We start from the raw sequence: 23,222 nt of genomic DNA, 5'->3' as shown, positions 1-23,222 counted from the left end.
TTATGGGGCAGCAGTCAAATATTTTCATGTGGGGAGAGAGCTCCTGAGTGCAAATAGTTGGCAGAATTCGTATGACCTAACCTTAGCTATACATGAAGAAACAGTAGAAGCTGCATACCTAAACGGGGACTTTATCACAATGGAGCAATTGGCAGAGGTAGTATTAAGCCATGCCAAAACAGTGCTGGAAAAAGTTAAAATCTATGATGTTAAAATTCAATCGGCTGGAGCGCGAGGTAACTTCAAAGAAGCGATTAAGATTGGGCTCGTGGTGCTGAATCTGTTAGGGGTGATATTACCAGAAGAGCCAAGCCACTTGGATATTCAAAAAGCATTCAAGGACACTGCGTCACTTTATGCTGGGCAAGAAATTGAAGATCTAATTAACCTGCCGGACATGACCGAACCCGAAGCGCAGGCCGCTATCTATATCTTATCTAGTATAAGTGCTGCCGCCTATATAGCTGCCCCTGAATTGATGTTATTGATTGTCTTATCGATGGTTAAGTTATCTATCAAGTACGGTCATGGCACTTGGTCAGCATTTAGTTATGCCTGTTACGGATTAATCCTGTGTGGCGTTGTTGAAGACGTTGAGTTGGGCTATAAATTTGGCAAATTAGGTTTAAGCTTGACAAAACGTTTAAATGCCAGGAGAGGCAATGCTAGGGCATTTGAAGTGTTGGGTGCTCACGTAATACACTGGAAAGAACATTTCAAGGAAACACTACCTATTGTGAGTGAGGGCTATCAAAGTGGAGTGGAAACCGGAGAATTTGAATTTGCTGGTTTTTGTGCCTTTTTTATCTGCGATCATTCTTATTTTATCGGTCGCGAACTTATAGGATTAGAACAAAAAATGGCAACCTACGGTAATGCCATCAGCCAAATTAGACGAGAAAATCCTTTTCATTGGGTTGCTATGTTTCGGCAGGCAGTCCTTAACTTACTAGGTCGGTCTAAAAATTCCAGCCGTCTCATAGGTGATGCCTACAATGAAGAGCAGTGGTTACCACTTGCTATTAAAGCAAATGACAGATTAGGCATTCACTTACTTTATCTAAATAAACTTATATTATGTTATCTGTTTGGTGAGGAGCATCAAGCTATACAAAATGCTGTTAAAGCAGAACAGTATTTAGACGGTGTGACAGCAATGGTAGTTGTACCTGTCTTCCATTTCTATGATTCTCTGGCGCATTTAAGCGGGTTTTCTGATGCTTCAAATGATGAAAAAGAGGCTTGGCTCAATCGAGTTAACACCAATCAGGAAAAAATGCAAAGATGGGCGCATCATGCCCCAATGAATCACCTGCATAAATTTTATCTGGTAGAGGCGGAGAAAGCACGAGTATTGGGTCAAGTTATTGAGGCAGAGGAGTTTTATGAGCGAGCCATGTCAGGTGCTTCTGAGAATGGATATATCCAAGAAGAAGCATTAGCTTATGAGTTAGCCGCCAAGTTTTACTTAGAGCGTGGCAGACTGAAGATTGCTCAAACCTATATGAGAGAGACACACTACGCCTACACGCGCTGGGGAGCCAAAGCCAAGGTTGAGGATTTAGAAGTAAAATATACGCAGCTATTGCCTAAATCATCTACGACCAAAAGCCCTAATTTTAGTCGCACTACAAATAACATTACCACAACGGGTTCTCAGGCAGGTGAAGCGTTGGATTTAGCCACTGTAATGAAAGCTTCTCAAGCCATTTCCGGTGAAATTGTGCTGGATAGATTACTCGAAAACTTGATGAAAATTCTCATCGAAAATGCTGGGGCGCAGTGTGGCTACCTAATTTTGCCATCTCAGTCAGAAAATGGTGAGGCTAATAGTAGCTGGGTCATTCAAGCTTCAGGGGCAGTAAATGAAGAACAGGTGACTACACTGCAATCAATTGGTATAGATTCTGTAGAACTATCTACCCAGATGCCTCTCCTATGCGCTGCTATTGTTCACTATGTTATCCGAACTAAGGAAAATCTCGTCTTAAACGATGCTGTCCATGCTGGAAAATTTACCCAGGATGTTTACATCAAGGTAAAACAACCCAAATCAATTCTGTGCATCCCACTGCTCGATCGCGGTAAACTCAGCGGTATCCTCTACCTAGAAAACAATCTCACCACTGATGCGTTTACCTCTAGCCGCGTCGAATTGCTCAAACTCCTATCCTCTCAAGTTGCTATTTCCATCGAAAATGCCCAACTCTACACCAACTTACAGCATTTCAACTCAAACTTAGAGCAATTAGTCCAGCAGCGTACCGCAGAACTTTCCCAAGCCCTAGACAACCTTAAAGCCACCCAAACGAAACTGGTAGAATCCGAGAAAATGGCATCTCTCGGCGGTTTGGTAGCTGGCGTTGCCCATGAAATCAATACCCCAGTTGGCATCGGCATCACTGCGGCTTCTCTGTTAGCCGATAAAATCACAGAGTTTTTCCAGACGTATAAAAGCGGACAGATGAAGCGATCGCAACTCGAAAAGTTTCTCGATACCGCTATGCAGAGTAGTAGTATGGTCTTGAGCAACCTCAGTCGTGCCGCTGACTTAATTCAGAGTTTCAAACAAGTAGCCGTCGATCAGTCTACAGAAGAACAACGCACATTCCATCTTAAACAGTATCTATCCGAGGTATTAATTCCCCTCAGACCCAAACTGAGAACTACCCATCACCAGGTGGAAATCAAAGGAGATGAAGCGATCGCGCTGAACACTTACCCAGGCGCGTTATCTCAGATTATCACCAATCTAGTCATGAACTCCCTCACCCATGCCTACTCCCCCGAAGACGCCGGATATCTGGTTTTTGACTTCAAACAAGAGGGTGAGCAGATTATCTTTGAATACACCGATGATGGCAAAGGCATTCCTCAGGAACACTTAAGCAAAATCTTTGACCCCTTCTATACCACAAAACGGGGACAGGGAGGCAGCGGTTTGGGCTTACATATTGTTTACAACCTCGTCACCCAAAAACTCAATGGTACGATTGAATGTGAGAGTCAAGTGGGTGTAGGTACGAAGTTTATTATTAAATTACACAGTTGAGTTACGAGGTAGCCTATCACCTAGGTAGTGCAAGCATGTTGCTGGTTAGGGTTGCGGATAGCAACGCTGGGTTGGTGTGGTAAAGTTTGAAACCTCAGATGCACGGTCTTTACATGCAGATAAATAGGTACATCTAGTCTTTAATCAAAAGATTTTAGGATAGGCTCTTAAGCTAGAATTTTCCACCATACTAATAAAATAACAAAAACAAGCAACAAATAACAATGTCAGAAGAGCCTAAAAACCCCTCAATTAATGAAGAATACGATGAATTAGTCTTTGCTAATGAAGACGATGATGAATTAGTCTTTGCTGATGAAACTGATGATGAATTAATTTCTACAAATACCACCGATAAGATATTAATTTTTCCGACTACTAAGGAATTCCCCCTGTCAGCGGGAGATAGCTGGAAAATTCTTGTAGTAGACGATGAAGCCGAGATTCACGAAGTCACAAAACTGGTACTGAATGACTTTAATTTTGAAGGCAAGCCCATAACTTTTATTAGCGCTTACTCCGGGGAAGAGGCCAAAGCCTTAATCGAGAAACACCCCGATACCGCCCTGATTTTGCTCGATGTAGTCATGGAAAGTGATGGCGCGGGATTGGAGGTAGTGAAATATATCCGGGATGTGCTAGGTAATTTATTAGTGCGGATTATTTTACGCACGGGTCAACCGGGGCAAGCCCCGGAAGATGTGGTGATTATTCACTACGATATTAATGACTATAAAACCAAAACCGAACTAACCACTCGCAAACTCTTTACCGCAATCGTAAGCGCATTGAGGTCTTTTCGCGCTCTCACTAGGCTGGAGGAAAGTAGAAGAGAACTGGCACAAATCGCCCAAGCTTCTGCACGGTTCGTACCTCGTCAATTTTTGCACTTTCTGCATAAGGACAGTATTGTTGATGCAAAACTGGGGGATTCAGTGCAGGCAGCAATGTCCATTCTGTTTGCCGACATTCGCTCGTTTACCAGCATGTCGGAAACCATGTCTCCCCAAGAAAATTTTGACTTTATCAATTCCTACTTGCGCCAAGTTGGCCCAGTCATCCGCCAGCACAATGGCTTTATTGATAAATATATTGGCGATGCGATCATGGCTTTGTTTCCCGAAACCGCTGATGATGCCGTCTTAGCCGCGATCGAAATGCAAAAACAGGTGACAATCTATAACAATTATCGCCAAAACAGTGGTTATTTACCCATTGCGATCGGTATTGGCATCCATAGCGGTAACATTATGCTGGGCATCATTGGAGAAGAGGAGCGGATGGACAGCACGGTGATTGCCGATGCGGTAAATCTGGCGTCTCGCTTGGAACATTTAACCAAACTCTACGGAGCAGGTAGTATTGTTAGTGTGCAAACCCTGTCTCAACTTGATGACCCGCAAAAGTATACTTGTCGATTTCTTGACCGAGTTCAGGTAAGAGGGAAACAGGCTCCTGTGGCTGTATTTGAAATTTACGACGGCGATTCTCAGTTTCTCAAAGAACTCAAAACCCACACCAAAACTGACTTTGAACAGGGCGTTTGGCTCTATTTCCAGGAGGAATTCACCGCTGCACGGCAATACTTTGAGCAAGTTTTGCAGGCGAATGATCGCGATTTAGCCGCCCGCCTTTACCTAGAGCGCTGCGATTTATCTCAACAAACCGGACTAGCACTGAAGTGGGAGGAAATTGAATTGTTCGATAAGAAAAGATGAGTTTTAGGCTATCTAGTGCAAGAAGGCAGTTCACCTAGCGTTCTCCTTCTTGAGTAGGCAGGAGGCAGAAGCAGAAGGCAAGAAAATTTGTACAGTAAGCTTTTTAACCTTTTTCAACTGGATAGTTATTTAGGGTTTGCTGCATTAGCCGATCAACTCGCTCGGAGGATACCATCGAGAGCTTTAAGTAACTCCTTTGTTGTATAAGGCTTATATAAAAATGTCTGAACGCCAAGGCGACGCGCGTGTGCTAACTTATCATCCGATACCAATCCCGTCACCGCTACAATCTTAACTTGAGGCTTAATTCTTCTGAGCGTTCGGATTGTCGTCGGCCCATCCATCGCGGGCATCATCATATCAATTAATACGACCTTGATTTCTTCATGATGTTGGGCATACATAGCCAGCGCTTCGATCCCATCACTAGCAGTCAGCACTTTGTAAGAGTAAGTTTCTAATGAGGTTTGGGTAATCTGACGAATTGCCACCTCGTCATCAACGACAAGAATCAGTTCTCCATGACCTCCGGGCATTTCAGAGTCTTCAACCTTTGGTGAATGTGCCTCCTCTAACGCTGGCAAAAACACCTCAAATTTTGTCCCTTGCCCCAGTTTGCTCAACACATTGACAAAACCCCCATGACTTTTGACAATGCCGATGACGGTTGAAAGACCCAGTCCTGTCCCCTTACCCACTTCTTTGGTGGTGAAAAACGGCTCAAAAATTCGATCTAAAATCTCAGGCGGGATACCAATTCCCGTATCCGAGATGGTAATAACAATATAGGCACCCGTTTTGGCATCAATATTCATCCGAGCCGATTGTTCGTTGAGGAATAAATTCTTGGCCCAGATGCTCAGGGTACCGCCATCCGGAAGGGCATCACGAGCATTGACGCAAAGATTCATCAACACCTGATGCAGTTGAGTGGCATCTCCACAGACCGTCCATAAATCAGGCGCTATATCGCTATGAACATCAATGGATTTGGGAAAAGTTTCTTTGGCAATCTGCCTAATTTCTGAGATGATGTGCCTGACTTGTACAAGAGTGCGATCGCCTTTGATCCCTCGTGCAAAGGAAACCACTTGCTTGACTAACTCCGCTCCCCGTCTAGCATTGTCTTCTAGAATTTTGAGCCACTGGCGAGCCTGCTCATCCTGGAGTTTGAGCGCCAAAAGTTGAACCGACATTAAAATGGGGGCGAGGACGTTGTTCAAGTCATGGGCAATGCCACTTGCCAGCGTGCCAATACTCTCCATTCGCTGAGCGCGGAGAAACTGTGCTTCCAGTTGTTTCTTGTCTGTAATATCCGTATTAACAATCAGAATGGATGTTGGTTTTTCCTGCTCATTTTCTACTAACGTCCAGCGACTTTCGACAATGATAACTTTGCCGTCCTTGGTAACTTGTTGCAATTCTCCATACCAGTTGCCTTCCAGAGCAACTAGGCTTTCAATCTCTGTCAATCGAGGTAAATTTTCAAGTTTAAATAATAACTGATGGGCATCTTGACTCAGGACTTCTTCTGCGTTCCAGCCATACATCCGCTGGGCTCCTTTATTCCAAAATAAGATTTGGTTTTGCAGATTTTGTACCAGAATTGCATCGGTGGCAATATCCAAAAGAGCCGCTTGTTCTCGAATTTTCTGTTCCGATCGCTTGCGCTCGATCGCATAACGGATGGAACGCTCCAACAATGGAGCTCTAAGCTGACTTTTATCCAGATAATCAGCGGCTCCAGCTTTCATAGCTTCAATATCAATTTCGCGATCGCCCTGCCCAGTGAGTAAAATAATAGGCGCTCTACAACCATTATCCACCGCTTGTTGCAACAGTTCTAGTCCGTTATGCTTACCAAGACGATAGTCCAGCAAATAGATATCGTGCTGATTTTGACCCATCACCTCTAAAGCACAGTCCCACTCGCTTACCCATTTCACCTCGAAGCGAGTTCCCTGACTTTCAGCCAGTAAATCACGAGTCAGAATATAATCATCTTCGTCATCATCAACGAGCAAAATCCTGACTGGCTGGTTATCCATGTCAGTCTTCGACCTCTTGCGATCGTCGTTCAACCCTCTCAAACCAATCGTTGCTCAAGCTGTTCATGGGTCAGTTAAGGCCGTGAATCTGCCAGAGTAGAGTAGTTCTTTAGCGGCATAGTGTCCTCTTGATGTTGTTTTAGGGGCAGCGTGACGATAAAGGTTGACCCCTGTCCTAGGGTGCTTTGTGCAGTAATACTGCCGTTGTGGCGCTCAACAATTTTACGACAGATTGCCAAGCCCATGCCTGTCCCCTCATAGTCATGACGTCCATGCAGGCGCTGGAAAGGATTGAAGATGCGCTCAAGATACTGTTCGTCAAAACCAATGCCGTTGTCTTCCACGCGGATTTGACAAAGAGTAGGCTTAGCTGAATTGCCTAAGAGTACCAGGTCTTCTCCTTTCAGGCATTGACTCTCGATCCTAACTTTCGGTGACTGGACTTTTGGATGAAATTTCAGGGCATTACTAATTAGATTTTGCATCAGTTGACGCATCTGTAGGGGGTCAGCATCAAGGATCGGTAACCCCCCGACTTCTACCTGTCCATTGCTCTGCTCGATGCGCACCTCCAAATCGGATAAGACCTCTTGTACAATCTGGGCGAGATTCACTGGCACAAAGGGTTGAGCCTTGGTGGTAATGCGCGAAAGCGTGAGCAAATCATGAATCAGAGTCTGCATCCGTTCTGCGGCTTTTTGCATCCGCTCTAGGTAGTCGCATCCTTGTTCCGTCAACACCTCACCATACTTGGCCTGAAGCCGATCGCCAAAGGATATGATCTTACGCAGGGGTTCTTGCAGATCGTGAGAGGCGACATGGGCAAACTTTTCCAGTTCGCCATTAGAACGAGCCAGTTCTTGGCGTTGATGAGTTTCTTGCTCTAAAAGCTGAGCTTGAGCTAAGGCAATGCCAATTTGATCGGCTAGATGTCTTAAGAGTTCCGTTTCAGAACTAGACCAATGCCTGGGACTGCTACATTGATGAGCAATCAATAGACCCCAGAGTTTTTCCTTCAACAGAATTGGCACAGCTAGCTTGGCCTTGATCTCGAATTTTTGCATAAATTCAAGCAGACAAGGTGGCACCTCAGCCTTCTCTACCTCAGCAATCGTGTAAACTCGACCCTGGCTATACCGATTTAAGTACTCGGATACTAGATAGGCGTCAGTAACATTTTGGTCGAAAACAGAAGTGCAACCAGGAGCTACCGCTTCGGTGACGATTTTACCCAAATCCTGTGGGCACAATTGGAAAATCAAGACGCGATCGCTGGCGAGAATTCGCTGTACCTCCGTGACAGCAGTTTGGAGAATGTTCTCTATTTGCAAAGATTGGCGAATCTTGAGTGTCACCTCGGCAAACAATTGCGATCGCCTGTGCTGTCGCTGTAATTCTTCTTGTGCCTGCTTGCGCTCGGTAATATTCATATTAATCCCGGTCATGCGCACAGCCTTGCCCAGGTTGTCGTAATAGACTTGACCTTTACTGGCTACCCAATGAACACTGCCGTCAGGCCAGATGATGCGGAACTCGATGTTGTAATCCGCTCCCTCCTCCAAGGCAGAGCGTAGAGCTTGGCTGACCCATTGCCGATCTTCAGGATGAAGACGTTTGAGGAAGCTTTGCAATGTGCCCTCAAAGGTTCCTGGGGCGAGGCCATAAATGGCTTCTGTCGTAACGCAGTGCATCACATTGTCGTTGAGGATATCCCAATCCCAGGTACCCATCTGAGAGGCTTCTAGGGCTAACCTCAATCGCTCCTCACTTAGTCGCGCCCGTTCCGTCTGCTGTCGTAATTCCTCCACAGCCCGACTCGTCTGAAGCAGACGACGCACACGTTGGCGCAGGACAGCCCAGTGAATGGGCTTGGTTACGTAATCAATCGCACCCGCCTCAAAGGCTCGATCAACCGACTCTCGGTCTTCAAGTGCTGTGATCATTAACACCGGGATGCGATCGCCGCCAGGAAGCGATCGCAATTGAGTGCAGCAGGTAAAGCCATCCATCACAGGCATCAGGGCGTCCAATAGCACAATATCGGGCTGTAAGCGCAGGTAAGCCGCTAAGCCTTGCTCACCATCAGTCGCTTCTGCCACTTGATAGCCTACTTGTTCCATCGCTCGGCGCAGCTGAATCCGCATGAACTTGTCGTCCTCTACGACGAGGATCAGCGGAGTATCTTTCTCAAGGTTAGTGATATTCATACCAGAGCTTTTTGGCGTTCTAATTGCAAAGCTATCTTGACTCTTTCATACTCAGCTTCTAGCTGCGGTAGCTTATCTACTCCGTACTCCGTATTGCCAATCCGACTCATGACTTCTAACTTTCGGCATAGATTAGAGAGAGTCATAGCACCCAGCGTTGCACTACTTGCCTTCAAAGTGTGTGCGCCCGATCGCAACTGCACCGCATCTTTTTCTACAATGGCTTGGGCGATCGTACTCAGGAGTTTGGGAGCCTCTTCGAGATAGCACTCAATCATCTCAGCCAATATCAGGTCAGCCGTTTCACCCGCCATGTCCCGAAATGATTCCAGTACCTTGGCATCAATCGGGGACGAGAGTGAGTGGAGCGAAGTTTCGTAGGTGGCTGGCGCAAAGGTTTGTAGCTGATAGCCCAACGGGACACAATCCAGGGCGGAAGGTTGATCGCTCATCGTAGGTTTGAGTGGAGATAATCTTTCCCTCTCCCCACCGTCCGCTTCATCTAAACTCCGACTCTCGATCACCCTATCCCCATAGGGTTGGCATTTACTCAGGGCTTGGATTAAGTCCTCAAGGTGTATAGGTTTGCTAAGGTAATCATCCATGCCTGCATTCAGGCACTCCTCTCGATCGCCTTGCATGGCATTAGCCGTCATCGCAATAATCCGAGGTCGTTTACCAAAAAGGCTCTCTGTTTCCTGGTGCGACCATTCCTGACAAATTCGCTGCGTTACCGTCAAGCCATCCATGTCTGGCATCTGCACATCCATCAGTACTACGTCGTAGCATTCACGATGCACAGCGTCCAGAACGTCTAAACCATTGCTGACAACATCCGCTCGATAGCCTATCCGTTTCAAAAGAAGCAAGGCCACCTTCTGATTCACCATATTGTCCTCAGCTAAGAGAATCCGCAAAGGTAACCGTGCAGCGAGTTGCATCGGGCTCTCGGGTTGCCTGGGCTGGAGGGGCTTCATCGGCATGGACTGTCCACCCAGGATCTGGTTTAAGGCCTGGTAAAGATGGGACTGTTTAATCGGCTTGGTGAGGAAAGCTGCCAAATCCACGGGTAAACCAATCTGGTTCGGCCTTTTTGACCAGCCGATAGAGGTCAACATTACTAGCGGTAACATCTGATAGCTAGGATGCTTGCGGATTTCTGCCGCGAGAGTTAGACCATCCATTCTGGGCATCTGCATGTCTAAAATTGCCACATCAAAGACTTCTCCTTGACTAAGCCAGTCAAGCGCTTCAGTGCCTGATGCAGCAGTACGGGTGAGCATTCCCCACGACTGTGCTTGCCGCATTAATATTTGCCGATGGGTATCGTTATCGTCCACGATTAGTAGTCGCTTGCCATCTAACTGAGGCTGGAGATCGTCAGATTCAAGGGGGGATACATTGGCAGCTGAGGCCGCAACTACGGTGAAGTAGAAAGTGGAGCCCTGATCCACTTGAGTTTCCACCCACATCCGACCCCCCATGATTTCGCTGAGCTGTTTGCTGATCGCTAAACCTAATCCGCTTCCACCATATTTACGAGTGGTGGAAGAATCGACTTGACTGAAGGACTTGAACAAGCGATCTATGCGATCGCTGGGAATACCAATGCCTGTATCCTTAACCGCAAATTGGATCTCGAACCGGGTTGGGTTGGATTGGGTTGCAAGTTGCAGGTTGTGTTGGGTTGAATGTTGCAGGTTAAAAGGTTGAACGTTAGAAGACGAGTTTAAACATTCAGTCTTCAACTCCTGTGAACCTTCAACCTTCAATTCCTGTGAACCTTCAACCTTAAAACCTTCAACCTGCAACTCCTTCAAACCTTCAACCTTCAACTCTCTGGCGGTCACTGAAATCACCACTTCTCCGTGATGAGTGAACTTCACCGCATTACTGAGCAAATTCACTAAGATTTGGCGTAAGCGAGTCACATCTCCCTCAATCAGGTTAGGAGTTTGAGGATGAATAAAGTAAGCCAATTCAATCCCTTTTTCTGCGGCCTTGAGCGCTACTAGGTCGAGGGATTCTTCAACGCAAGTTCGTAGATTAAATGAGTGCTTTTCTAGCTCTAGTCGGCCTGACTCAATTTTTGAGAGGTCAAGGATGTCATTAATCAGCGCCAGTAAAGTCTCGCCACTGCTCTGGGTCGTTTCAACGAAATCACGCTGTTGGGAGGTTAGCTCTGTCGTGAGTAACAGCTCAGTCATACCAATGATCGCATTCATGGGCGTGCGAATTTCGTGGCTCATATTCGCTAAAAATTGGCTCTTGACGCGAGTCGCTTCTTCAGCAGCGGCCTTCGCTTTTTCCAGTGCTTGATTGGCCTGGGATAATTCTTGAGTACGCTCAACTCGCTCCAGTTGTGCCAAATACTGCTCAGTAATATCATCTAATAGCCAGAGACGACCGGGCACATCGTGTACACGAGTGGGGGTGCTAGAGATACTCAGCACTTTTGGCTGCGGCTTGCTGAAAATCCAATTCCAGTTGCGAATCTCTGCTTGAGGCTTAGAGAAAAACTGGGCTGCCTGTGTGACAATTTCACTTTGATTATCAGCACGAGTGCGCAACAGAGCCATTGCTTGAGCCAGCACAGGAGGCTCTACAGCGCCTGGAGGTAGTTCTAGCTGCTCGGCAGCCGCTTGATTGAGCCAGCCTTGCTCCCCACTTTCATCAATGAACACCACTCCTTGATGAATAGTCTCTAACATGGCACCGAAGCGTGCTTGTAGATTGTCGAGGCGCAAGGTTGTATCGCTAAAGTTCAGCAGGGTACGTAACTCGCCCAGCAGGGACTCGATAAATTGTTGCAGGTGTAATGAAAAGTCAGTCCGGCGATGCCACATCAGCAGGATAGCGCCCTCTCTGCCGTCGGATAACCTGAGGGGTAGTATGGCGAGGGACTGGGTTCCTAGAGCGAGCAGAACATGGGAAGCACTGGGAGTAGAAGCATAGTTTGGATAGTAGAGGCAACGATTTTGGCGTGTCGCCTCCTCAAACAGTGTGGGAGTTGTTAGGCGATCGGGGAGAGCCTTGGGGGGAAGACAGACCAAGGCTTGAGCTGTAACCTCATCGAGTCTACGCAATGCGATCGCAGCGTCGGCACTGGCAAAGTCACGTAGTAGGGTGACGGCTTGGATAATCAGGGTGTTGGGAGTATCAGTAGCGTCGGCATTGGTGAGAGCCGCCAGCACTGATTGAGAAGCCAAGCGCCACTCAATGCTCAGTAATAGCCGACGTAATAGGATACCGAACCCAACTGCAATTCCCCAAGCCATTGATTGATACACTTCATGAACCCCATCCCTATGCAGTAGTCCAAACAACAGGGTGCACAGCCCGCTTAAAGGGGCGACTTGTACAGTGGAAAGGGGCAACAGAGTGAAAAATGTCAAGCTCAGCAGGGTTAGTAGCTGAATTGGTGACCATCCACCCACGAATATCAGCACGAGTAGGGCAAGGGTTAGCCCGAATAAGATGGGTCGGAATGTTGGTAGTGAGTCAGGAGGGCGAAGCCGTAACCATGACATAAGAAATATTTCCGGTTAAGCGGCAAGACATGAAGCGATCGCATGGGTGACCACATCGGGTGCACTGATATGAGGTAAGTGACCCCTTGCCGGGATGGGGATCAGTTTACTGCGAGGAATCTTCTGGCTCATATAGTGACCAACCTCAGGTGGCACAGCGATATCATTACTCGCTTGTAGAATCGTTGTCGGTACAGTGAGTCGCGGCAACTCAACTCGGTGGTCAGATTGGAAGATGACGCGGGCAACGGCTTGTGCAATATCGGGACGGATAGCGGCAAGGGTATTCGCAAACTCGATCGCCAGTTCCGGTTTATCGGGGTTGCCCATTGCGATGGGGGCAAAGCCACTCGCCCACGCATAGTAGTTGGATGACATTGCTGCATATAGGGCATCCAAATCAGATTGCTCGAAGCCACCGATGTAGCCCTCATCGTTGAGATAACGGGGAGACGCACTGATAAAAATCAGCTGGCTGAAGCGCTGGGGTTCCACCAATGCTGCCAGCAGACTGACCATTCCACTCACGGAGTGACCAACCAGGACGCACTGAGTTAACTTTAACTCTGCACACAAATCTAGCAAATCTTCAGCATAGCTGTAGAGACTGCTGTAGCGGTGCGGACTATAGGCCGTAAAGTCTGACTTCCCTGCCCCGACGTGATCGAATATGACGATGCGATAATTAGACGCAAATGCAGCTATCTGATGCCGCCAAGCCGTCTGATCAGAGCCGAAGCCATGAGCCAAAATCAGTGTTTGACTGCCACTACCCAATATTTTTACATTATTCCGCTCAAGGATGCTACTTGACATAAGTCCGCACTCATCGGTCAGTATGGGTTGAAGGTTAGAAGGTTAGAAGCTTAAAGGTTGAAGGTTAAGAATTTTCATTGCTGCTGCTTGGGAGCCGCTCCGCTAACGCCAACGTTGTGAGCGCCGCTCAAGGTGCCTTATCTAAAATGGCTACTCAATCCCCAATGTCTTGGGAAGGCAGTTCAACAATTTCAAACCAGTACTTGCTCAACGTCTGCATCACCTCAATTAAAGAGCTAAATGTTACAGGTTTAGTGATGTAGGAGTTCGCGCCCAAGTAATAACTGCAATAAATATCTTCCTCCGCCTTCGAGGTGGTTAGCACTAAGACGGGAATTTGCCGCAGATGCGGGTCAGCTTTGAGTTCCCGCAGGACTTCACGACCATCTTTTTTTGGCATGTTCAGGTCTAGCAGAATCAGACCTGGACGCGGTGCACTGCCTGGAGCTGAATATTTGCCACGTCGGTAGAGATAATCCATGAGTTCTTCGCCATCACTGACGAAATGTAAATCATTCGCGAAGCGGCTTTCAGCTAGGGCTTCTCTAGCCAACATGCAATCATCCGGATCGTCATCCGCCATCAAAATTGTCACAGGGTGTCGCCGTCCTTTCACGTTACCGTATCTCCTTGACATTGTTGAAGGGGTAACGTTACAATGAATGTAGCCCCATATCCTGTTATGCTTTGGGCAGTAATATTACCATTGTGGCGTTCGGCAATTTTACGACAAATCGCCAAACCCATGCCCGTCCCCTCATATTCACTACGACCGTGCAGGCGCTGAAAAGCATTGAAGATTCGGTCAAGGTACTTTTCATGAAAGCCAATGCCGTTGTCTTCAACTAAGATTTGACAACGCTCAACCCTGTTCATCCCCTCGGTCGGTGGTCGTTCCCCATCAGGAAGCCATCGGCTATGAATCTTGATCACGGGTGGCTCCTCCTGTCGGTGAAATTTTAGTGCGTTGCCAATGAGGTTTTGCAGCAACTGACGCATTTGGATGGGATCGGCCTCCAGAGTGGGCAGTTCGCCGACTTCAATCCGTCCACCTGTCTGCTGGATGCGCACTTCTAAATCGGATAGAACGTCTTTCACGACTTGCGTTAGCTTCGTTGGCGCAAAAGGCTGTGCCCTGGTCGTCACCCGCGAAAGAGTCAGCAAATCGTTGATTAACGCCTGCATCCGTTCGGCAGCATTTTGCATCCGGATGAGGTAATCGCACCCTTGCTCGGTTAACACTTCACTATACTTGACCCTCAACCGATCACCAAATGCCTGTATTTTGCGTAAAGGCTCTTGCAGATCGTGTGAGGCCACATAGGCAAACTCTTGCAGTTCCGCATTGGAGCGGGCAAGTTCCAATCGCTGACGGGTTTCTCGTTCCAAAAGTTGAGCTTGTGCTAAAGCCAGACTAATTTGTTCGGACAATTGTTGCAGGAGTTCTGTTTCAAAACTCGTCCACTGTCTGGGACTAGTACAGTGATGGGCAATCAGTAAACCCCAGAGTTGTCCTGAGAGCAAAATCGGCACGACTAACTTGGCCTTAACCTGCCAAGGTTCGAGAAATTGCAGCAAGCAGGGAGTGAGTTCAGCATAGGCTTGTTGGACATCTGCGATCGCACGAATCTGACCCTGTCGGTAAAGTTCTTGGTACTCTAGGGGAAAGACTTCCTCCTCAAAAGACATTCCCAGAATGGCAGGCCACCCAGGCTGAACCGCCTCCGTCACGGTACACCCCGTACCATTGGGCAAGACTCGATAGAGCAATACCCGGTCAACCTGAAGAATTTTTTGGATTTCGGTGACAGTTGTTTGCAAAATAACTTCAAGCTGCAAGGATTGACGGATTTTCAGGGTAATTTCCGCGAAAAGTTGCGATCGCCGATGTTGACGTTGTAACTCTTCTTCCGCCTGTTGTCGCTCCATTGCAGTAGCCAGCACATTCGCTACTGTCTGAAGGAAGTGAACATTCTCTTGAGTAAATAGCTGCTTTCTCCTACTGTGTGCGCCTAAGACTCCAAAAGGACGGCTTGAACCAGGGATAATCACACTCAATCCGCTCACAACGTCATATTTGTGTAGCAGAGTGGGGTCGCTAAACCGCGTCTCTGTAAGGAGATCTTCAACAATCACGGGTTCTTTGGTCGTTAGGGTATAGCCAGCTTGAGAATCGGTAGCCGTAGAGACGGTTGCCCAACCCATCAGCCCCGGATGCCAGCCTACCCCGGAGCGCAACAACAAAGTATTTCGATTCGGCATAAGTTCCAAAACTTGGCAATACTCCACATCCAAGCTTTGAGCAACGAGTGCCGTTGCTTCGTCCATCAACGCCGACAGCTCGGTACCCGCTAAAGCCCGTTGACCCAACTCCGCAATCACGGCCTGCTGCTGTATACGTTTTTCCAGCAGCGTTTCAGCCTCCTTGCGCTCTGTGATATCGCTGCCAATACCCAAAAATCCAGTGATGTTATCGTCTAAATCTCGCACCGCCGTGACAGATAACAATACGGGAAAGCACGAGCCATCTTTACGGATGTAAGTCCATTCACGTTCATCAATTTTCCCCAGACGAGCTTTGGCGACAAAAGATTCACAGCCAGGTTCGATCGCAATTCCCAGCTCCTGTGTTAATTCTTGAGCGCGTTGCACCACCTCTTGCTGATTGTGAATGATCATAGGCGTGAGTTTACCCACCACTTCTTCGGCGGTATAACCCAAAAGACGCTCAGCCGCCCTATTGAAGGTGCGAATAATGCCATCGGGGGTGGTAGCAATAATCGCATAGTTGGCACTGTCTAAAATCGCACGTTGGAACTGAGTGGTTTCTATGAGCGCCTTCTGTGCTCCTCTTTGTTCCGTGACATCGTTAGCCAAAACGAGTTGAGCTTGTCTTCCCCCAAAGGTGAGCCGATAAGCGGTAATTTCCACCTCAATCAATGAGCCGTCTTTCTTGCAATGTCTCCATACCCCTTTTTTGTTGAGTCCAGGACGGAGTGTCGCCATATTCTCCAGTAAAGCTGGAATATCCACCGCAGGACGAATATCTGCGATGGTCAGGGCAAGAAACTCCTCTCGCGAGTAGCCGTAGTGCTTAATCGCCGCTTCGTTTACGGCAAGAATTGCCAGAGTGTCAATGTCGTTAACCCACATCGGATGGGGATTACTTTCAAACAGCAATCGGTAGCGCTCCTCAGAAGAGCGCAGTGCCTCCTCTGCCTGTTTGCGATCGCTGATATCCTCGAAATAAACGGATAGCCCTTGCTCTCCAGGGTAGGCATGGACATAAAACCAGGTATTCAGTGGAGGATAGAAGGCTTCAAATTCAACGCTAACTTGTTTTCTGACGGCTCGGTGATACTCCTTGTCAAACAGGGACGTGACAGCGTCTGGAAACTCGTCCCATAGGCATTGACCCAAGAGTTCTTCTCGTTTTCTTTGTAACAGACGTTCGGCTTGCTGGTTGAGATAGGTAAATCGCCACTCAGTATCTAAAGCAAAAAACGCATCTGTGATACTTTCCAAAATCTTTGTAATCTGGTTACGTGCCGCCTGCTCTCTTTCCCACAGTTGAAGGCGTTCTTGTTCAGCACATTTGAGTTGTGTAATGTCACGGGCGACGCAATAGAGTAAACCGTCCTCAACATGTGGAAAGGCTGTCCAAGCGAGCCACTTGTAGGAACCATCTTTACAGCGATAGCGATTCTCTAAGTAGATGGTGGGTATGCCTGTGGTCAATTTCTGCACTTCGGCGAGGGTTGCAGCTTTGTCCTCAGGATGAACAAAATCTATAAAAGGTTGGCTTTGTAGTTCTTGATTGCTGTATCCCAGTGTTTTTTCACAGGCTAGATTTAAGCGTTTGAAATAACCATCCACACCTGCAATACACAGTAAATCGATAGAAAGGTCGAAGAATCCTTGTAAAGCAGTCCGTAGAGCATTGCGTTCCTCTTCTGCTTGCTTGTACTCCGTAATGTCACGAGTAAAACAGCGGGTATGGCTAAATTTGCCATCTTCCCACAGAGCATTGGAGTTAATCAGTACATACCGAAACGATCCATCCTTACATCGGAGTTTCGCTTCATACTTGTGTAGCGTTTCGTTCCTGCTGAGCCGTTGCAGGACATCTTCAACGACGGCTTTGTCGGTATAGAAGTCAGCGATAGGACGACCCACATACTCCTGGCGAGTGTAGCCGAGAAGGTCTAACTCCGCTTGATTAGCCCACACAATAATGCCGTTGGCATCCAAACAATGCAAGCCAATTGAGCCATCTTCAAACAGATCGAGCAGTTCTTGCTCCCGATGACGTAGCTTTTGTTGGAGTTGCTGGTTCTCTTGCTTAGCCTGTACCAATTGGGCTAAAGTTCGTCTTAGTTCCAGTTGCGTCATGATTTGGCGGCTTAAGGCTTGTAATGCTCCCAACTGTTGGGGATTCAGTTCTCTAGGATTGGAGTCAATAACGCAAAGCGCTCCAAGTGCATGGCCTTGGGACGTGATGAGAGGTGCGCCTGCATAAAACCGAATGTAAGGCTCAGCCGTTACAAACGGGTTAGTGGCAAACCGTTCGTCAGCCAAAGCATCTGGAATGATAAATACTTCATTTCCTAGGATGGTATGGGCGCAAAAAGAACCTTCTCGGTTGGTTTCTGTGACGGTTAAACCGACATTGGACTTAATCCATAGACGATGATGATCAACCAGCGTGAACAAAGCAATTGGTGTTTCACAAATTTGCGCCGCTAAGTTGGTGGAATCATCAAACTCTGGTTCAGGAGCTGTGTCAAGAATGTTGTACTGACCCAGCGCCTCAAGTCTTGCTATCTCATTCACAGGCAGGGGGGCTTTCATTCCGTCGAAACATATTCCCTTAGTTATCCGTAATATGATTTAAAAGTGAATTTAAATCGTTTCACTATTCAGTATATTTCAGCACTCAGTGAGTCACCACCTGAGGCTAATTTGGCCTCTAAATTGCTAAAAAAAAATTAAGATTTTTAGGGTTAACAATGTCTATTCTCTTTCCAACTCAACAACATACTCAGGATAATTTTTCGATTACCTTTGCGCCCTTATCTTTAGGAGAAATTTATGCTCTCGCTGAAGAGCCAGCCAATGGTGCGGTTGTGGTTATGAGTGGTACAGTTCGCAATCAAACGGATGGTAAGTCGGTAGTAGCGCTGGAATATCAGGCTTATGAACCGATGGCAGTGCGAGTATTTGAAGCGATCGCAGGGGATATCCGCAACCGATGGCCTGAAGTCAATCGCGTCGTGATTCACCACCGCACCGGGCGTTTACAAATTGGAGAAATTAGTGTAGTGGTTGCTGTAGGCTGTCCCCATCGCTCTGAAGCGTTTGCAGCCTGTAAGTATGCGATCGATACCTTAAAGCACAACGCTCCGATTTGGAAAAAAGAACACTGGGCGGATGGTTCTAGTAGCTGGGTAAGCATTGGTGCTTGTGAACAAGGTGATACTCCGTGTTAGTGTTCAGCCTTTACTCTGTTTGAATTCTCTAACAACAAATTTCTGTCTGTAAAGCCAATAGACTGCTAAGCCGGAATTATTCTAACAACCAGCCAAATACGTCAGCTACCATCAGCCGTAGTTCACTTACAATCGCTCAACAGTTCTTAGACCTCTAACCAGCCTCTTGACACGTTTGTAGTATTCATGTAGTATAAAAGTAATCAAGCGGCGGTAATCATTCTTTCATCATTACCTTTCCGCGCCTCAAATTTGGAGAGAGGAGGCGTCCAATGGATATTAGCCAACCAACCCTCGCAAATTTCCTTCAGCATTTGCGTACAGAAAATCAACCCTTTATCCTGCGGCGAGACGCTGCACCACCTCAGTGGAGTGATGAAGCGTTGCATCGCTCGAACTATGACCAAAATCCAGAGCTTTATGCTCTTTTGGCTGTAGCAGAAACAGTTCAACCTTGGCAGCGTGTGCGGATGTTGTTCCAATTGCTGCAACGCTCTCGCAAAGGGATGTCCAACGAAGTCCGTTGCACCGTAGAGCGTGTTACAGATTTGCTGCTGGCAGTTTTGCACCCCGACCAAGTGTTGACGGCGTTTCTGGCACTGCGACGAGTTCGGGCAAATCACAAACATACTACAAGAGCCATCCTCAAGTACATTCTCAATCATCCCCAGTTTGAAGACATGGCGAGCAGCCGTCGTCCGACTGTGGTGGATTGCCTAGAACATGCACTGGGTAAGAACGTGGCACGAGCTTGCGCGAAGATGCTCAGTGAAGAGGTAACGGCTAACGAAGCCTATCTGCGTCGCAACTTGCTGCGGTTTGTCCGCGATGCTCAGTGGGTAAAATTAGTCCTGCCCTTTGTTTACAAGCAGGGGACACGCCAAACGGGTAACGGTCAGTATCAGCAGGCTCATCAGCAGTATATTGAGAAGATAGAACAGCACCAAGAGCGCCCTAAAACGGTTACGGCAACCAATCGCGGTGATATTGCGGCTACGCTGGTTCACCTCTACCGAGGTGGTCGCTCGGCACAGTTGGAACAGGCTGTAGAGGGCTACGTTGATGAAGCGGCGAGTGGATTGCCCCGATTCGCGGGAAAAGTAGCGCTAGTTCTGGATGCTTCTGCTTCGACTCGTAGTTATGGCGAACGCGAATATTGCGCTCTGGCTCAATCCATCGCCTTGCAACGGGTACTCGAAAAACGCTGTGCTAATTTGCAAGTCCATACGGTGGGGGGTTCTGGATATCTGCCACTACCGGAAGGTAACACAGATTTAGCAACTGCCCTCTTGGATGCGTTGGAAGGTGAACCGGATGTAGTGGCAATTGTTACGGACGGCTATGAGAATGTCTATCCCGGAGACTTGGAACGTGTTGTAGCATCTTTGCCCAACGCTGGTGTGCAGACGCCTGTTGTCTTGTGCCATAGCAAGTTCACTCCCTCGGATGACTTAAGCTTACGGCGTCCTGCCGAGAACCTGCCGCAACTGGAATGCTGGCATCAAGATGATTTTGAAGACATACTGCTGTCGTTGTTCTTGATGGCTGATGGCAACGGTGCGTCAAAATGCCTGCGGGAGTTTCTACTCGAAAAACTCTACAAGGTCGAAAAGGAGGTAGCACCTTGGACTACCATCAATTAATTCCCACTCAATTTGACTTGTCTACTTATCGTTTTGGAATGCCGCAGCAGTCGGGAACACTGACGGTGTTGCCTATGTTCGGTGCCGATAACGATAGTCGATTCGTTAGTCCTCTCTCTGGATTGAAGCTAACTCAAGTGCGCGGTTATGGGAATATGGAACTTTCCAACCCCTCTGAAATCGGTGTTGCGATCGTTCCCCTACACATGGGTTATATTCAAGACCGAGCGCAAAACCATGCCCTGTGCCGTTCCGCGTTTATCGCCGGTGGTCAAAAACTGATGTTTGAAGATGCCTGCTGTGTGCAAGCCTCTCAAGGCGGCTACTTGGAAGGGCGCGAACAGTGGTTCTTCATCCTACCCTTGCAACTGCGGGAAGAAGCGCTGGAACTCCGGGGTAAGGAAGATTACAGCAAACTTTGGAATGGGATTACTCGCCTCAATGAGCAGTTTGGTTTACCCAATCGCGGTCATTTGGAGCAGATTCTCAGTCGGAAACGGGCATTTTTAACCCAATATCAAAGCCGATTGGAATTACTGCCCCACCAATCGGGTGCTGTGTTCTTCATTCAGGATAAGTTAGCTGGGGTGGAAATTGCTCCTAGTGCGGCTTACTTCCAGGAATTGTGGATGCCTTTGGTTTGCTTCTGCTATGGCGTGGCAGCGATGTATGAAGAGAAAGATATTGAGGTACAAAAGCCTGTGCTTCCTTTGTCTGCTAGCAACCTCCAGGAATTGAGAGAACAACTCACTCAAAGTCGCATTGAACGCCAAGAACAAGTCCGCAACTGGTTAGCACAGACGCCTGCGGAACAGTTTGGAATTCAGGAAGAAGAACGCTTTATGAGCCTCCGATTGCAAACAGTAACGGGCAAGAATTTTGCCGGTCAGTTTGTGGAAGAGGATGGGCGTCTGCTGTATGCCTCGCTGTTCGCCAAGCCTGGGTATCTTAACTAGGCATAGGGGAGTCGGTAAGGGCGTAAATGCATACGCCCCTACAGAGTAGCAGAGAGTCAAGACGGAAAAAAGTCCAATCAAAATCCAAAATGGATTGACATCTCTGGAAAAGCTGTAGTATGATATATTACATGAGGAACTGAGTCAGGTAATCGACGTAAACAAGCCGGTTCCAAGCAGGTACTAAAGAACGTCTGCACGCTGACCGCCTGTCCTAAGCTAATATATTCATATTCTTTCATAAAAGCTGCTCATAGAAATCACTAGGAACTGAGTTAGGCACAACGTTAATAGATGATTCCAAATCTACGCCTAAAAACGTCCTTGCGCTAACCGCCTGTCCTACGTCTTCATGCTCGCTCTAATCTTGATTAATCGGCTGATTGCAGTTAAAACTTGCAATCCAAGCCAACTTTTCTTGCCGAGGATAACGAGAAACTAGAAGTGCTTGCTGCCCGTCCTCATTAATTTTAAGAGTAGGAACTGTGCAAGACTCTTTTTTTGCCAAGGTGGCATTCTGCGTCTCGTTTACGCAGACGGGGGGTTCGATTCCCTCCCTCGGCTTTTTCATCACAATCTACAAATGACGCTGTTTCCGTTTGTGTTTGAGCATCTTTAAAGCACCGAAAGCACTAAATGCTAGAGTGGCTAAAGTCGTAGAAGGTTCAGGTACCGATTGGGAGCCAGTTCCATTGCTAGGAGTTAGTAGGAAGTGTTGCTCTTGACCATTGACAACACCAGTACCTACGATTTGTCCCTGATTATTGATGTCAAGTGCTTCTTCTAGAGTCCAGCCAGAGTTAGCGGGAATTAGATTATTGAGGTCGTATAAGGTGCCTTCCTCGTAGAGGATTGCTCTAAAGTAGTTATTTAAACTACTGCTACCAAAATAACCCACTACCTGACTGTTGTCGTTAATCCCTTGAGCAAAAGTACCGCCCAAGCCGGGGTCAATATTCGGTAAAACTCCAATGTTGAAGTCTGGACCATCGAGGCTCCAAACATAACCCTCAAAGCCAGCATCAGGCGCTCCCGCAGTCCCTACTACTTGACCGAGATTGTTGATGTCCGATGCCCCGGTATAACCTCCAGGGCCTGGTGGCTCAATGAAAGTAAAGCCTGTTTCCTCGCTCCAGAAAAAGGTATCAGCATAACCTGTATTTCCAGCCACTTGGTTAAGGTTGTTAATAGCAACGGCTTTAGGAGCAGTCTCTAAAGGACTAGATACTGGGTCAAAAGTGCTAAGGTCTATTACACTTCCGTTATTCAAAAAGACATTACTCCCTGCTACATAACTTGTAGCGTTGTAGGTTTTCCCACTAGCCGCTAACTCGCCCAGGTAGTTGAAGCTGTCGTAATTAGTTGAGCCGAGGTTGGTGATGGAATAAAAAGATACCGCCGTTGCGGGTCGAGCCGCGAACAGTCCTGCGACCGTGAGGATTGGTAGTGCAAGGCTAAGTTTGAGAAAGTTCTGTTTCATCGTAGATCTCCCGAACAAAAAAGTAAAACCCATGAAGAACAATAGCCTTTTTAAGGGGAACCCCCATCCTCCCTTAGCCAGACGTTAACAAGAGTGGAATCTGTAATCTGACTATCAGGAAATAGAATTATTTTCCAAACTTTCAACGTTCAACCTTCTAACCTTTAACTTTTCCTAAGAGGGAGCAAGACTCTAATATCCAAACATTAAACGTTCAACTTTCTAAGCTTCAACGTATGCTAAGTCCAAGCACGGTAAAAGGTATTGTCTTCCCATTTAGCTG

General features: G+C 47.4%; 13 protein-coding genes. 5 read left to right on the top strand and 8 right to left on the bottom strand.

Translation table 11 applies throughout. The annotated features are described in order from the left end of the window. Together V6C93_RS32655 and V6C93_RS32650 are read left to right on the top strand one after the other, a co-directional pair. Positions 1-3,052 (top strand): ATP-binding protein (locus V6C93_RS32655; protein ID WP_333480852.1); only part of this gene is annotated, 3,052 nt, incomplete at its 5' end. 224 nt (positions 3,053-3,276) lie between these two features. Then, positions 3,277-4,770, top strand: a complete 1,494-nt coding sequence (locus V6C93_RS32650; RefSeq protein WP_333480851.1) for an adenylate/guanylate cyclase domain-containing protein — start codon at positions 3,277-3,279, stop codon at positions 4,768-4,770. A gap of 152 nt (positions 4,771-4,922) precedes the next feature. On the opposite strand, the gene V6C93_RS32645 is transcribed toward V6C93_RS32650, so the two are convergent. The 6 genes from V6C93_RS32645 to V6C93_RS32620 form a co-directional block, all read right to left on the bottom strand. Beyond that, positions 4,923-6,818 carry a hybrid sensor histidine kinase/response regulator gene (locus tag V6C93_RS32645; protein ID WP_333480850.1) on the bottom strand — a complete coding sequence of 632 codons (1,896 nt, stop codon included), beginning with the start codon at positions 6,816-6,818 and terminating at the stop codon, positions 4,923-4,925. 74 nt (positions 6,819-6,892) lie between these two features. After that, a complete protein-coding gene (locus tag V6C93_RS32640; protein WP_333480849.1) occupies positions 6,893-9,025 on the bottom strand; it encodes an ATP-binding protein in 2,133 nt (710 codons plus the stop codon). After that, entirely contained in the window at positions 9,022-12,555 is a 3,534-nt protein-coding gene (locus tag V6C93_RS32635) for a hybrid sensor histidine kinase/response regulator (protein ID WP_333480848.1), read from the bottom strand. Before V6C93_RS32635 ends, V6C93_RS32640 begins: the two co-directional genes overlap by 4 nt. Positions 12,556-12,570: 15 nt before the next feature. Further along, entirely contained in the window at positions 12,571-13,371 is an 801-nt protein-coding gene (locus V6C93_RS32630) for an alpha/beta hydrolase (RefSeq protein ID WP_333480847.1), read from the bottom strand. Between the two features lie 154 nt (positions 13,372-13,525). Then, positions 13,526-13,987 (bottom strand): response regulator, encoded by a 462-nt coding sequence (locus tag V6C93_RS32625; RefSeq protein ID WP_333480846.1) that lies wholly within the window; start codon positions 13,985-13,987, stop codon positions 13,526-13,528. Next, a complete protein-coding gene (locus V6C93_RS32620) occupies positions 13,984-18,222 on the bottom strand; it encodes a PAS domain S-box protein (protein WP_333480845.1) in 4,239 nt (1,412 codons plus the stop codon). The genes V6C93_RS32625 and V6C93_RS32620 overlap by 4 nt, the downstream gene beginning before the upstream one ends. A gap of 158 nt (positions 18,223-18,380) precedes the next feature. On the opposite strand from V6C93_RS32620, the gene V6C93_RS32615 reads away from it, so the two are divergent. The 3 genes from V6C93_RS32615 to V6C93_RS32605 all read left to right on the top strand — a co-directional run bounded on the left by V6C93_RS32615 (position 18,381) and on the right by V6C93_RS32605 (position 21,459). Beyond that, entirely contained in the window at positions 18,381-18,860 is a 480-nt protein-coding gene (locus V6C93_RS32615; protein ID WP_333480844.1) for a molybdenum cofactor biosynthesis protein MoaE, read from the top strand. A 272-nt stretch (positions 18,861-19,132) separates the two neighbouring features. Then, positions 19,133-20,503 (top strand): vWA domain-containing protein, encoded by a 1,371-nt coding sequence (locus V6C93_RS32610; protein WP_333480843.1) that lies wholly within the window; start codon positions 19,133-19,135, stop codon positions 20,501-20,503. Beyond that, positions 20,485-21,459 carry an ARPP-1 family domain-containing protein gene (locus V6C93_RS32605; protein WP_333480842.1) on the top strand — a complete coding sequence of 325 codons (975 nt, stop codon included), beginning with the start codon at positions 20,485-20,487 and terminating at the stop codon, positions 21,457-21,459. Before V6C93_RS32610 ends, V6C93_RS32605 begins: the two co-directional genes overlap by 19 nt. A 361-nt stretch (positions 21,460-21,820) precedes the next feature. Here V6C93_RS32605 and V6C93_RS32600 read toward each other — a convergent pair whose 3' ends face one another. Both V6C93_RS32600 and V6C93_RS32595 read right to left on the bottom strand, forming a co-directional pair. Next, positions 21,821-22,030, bottom strand: a complete 210-nt coding sequence (locus tag V6C93_RS32600) for a hypothetical protein (RefSeq protein WP_333480841.1) — start codon at positions 22,028-22,030, stop codon at positions 21,821-21,823. A 6-nt stretch (positions 22,031-22,036) separates the two neighbouring features. Continuing rightward, entirely contained in the window at positions 22,037-22,939 is a 903-nt protein-coding gene (locus tag V6C93_RS32595) for a hypothetical protein (RefSeq protein WP_333480839.1), read from the bottom strand. Positions 22,940-23,222 lie beyond the last annotated feature (283 nt).

Origin of the sequence: Allocoleopsis sp., from assembly GCF_036703385.1 — a bacterium.
In the GTDB taxonomy this organism is placed as follows: Bacteria; Cyanobacteriota; Cyanobacteriia; order Cyanobacteriales; family Coleofasciculaceae; genus Allocoleopsis.
Note: the sequence above shows the minus strand (reverse complement) of the source record. Positions and strands in the feature narration are given on the sequence as shown.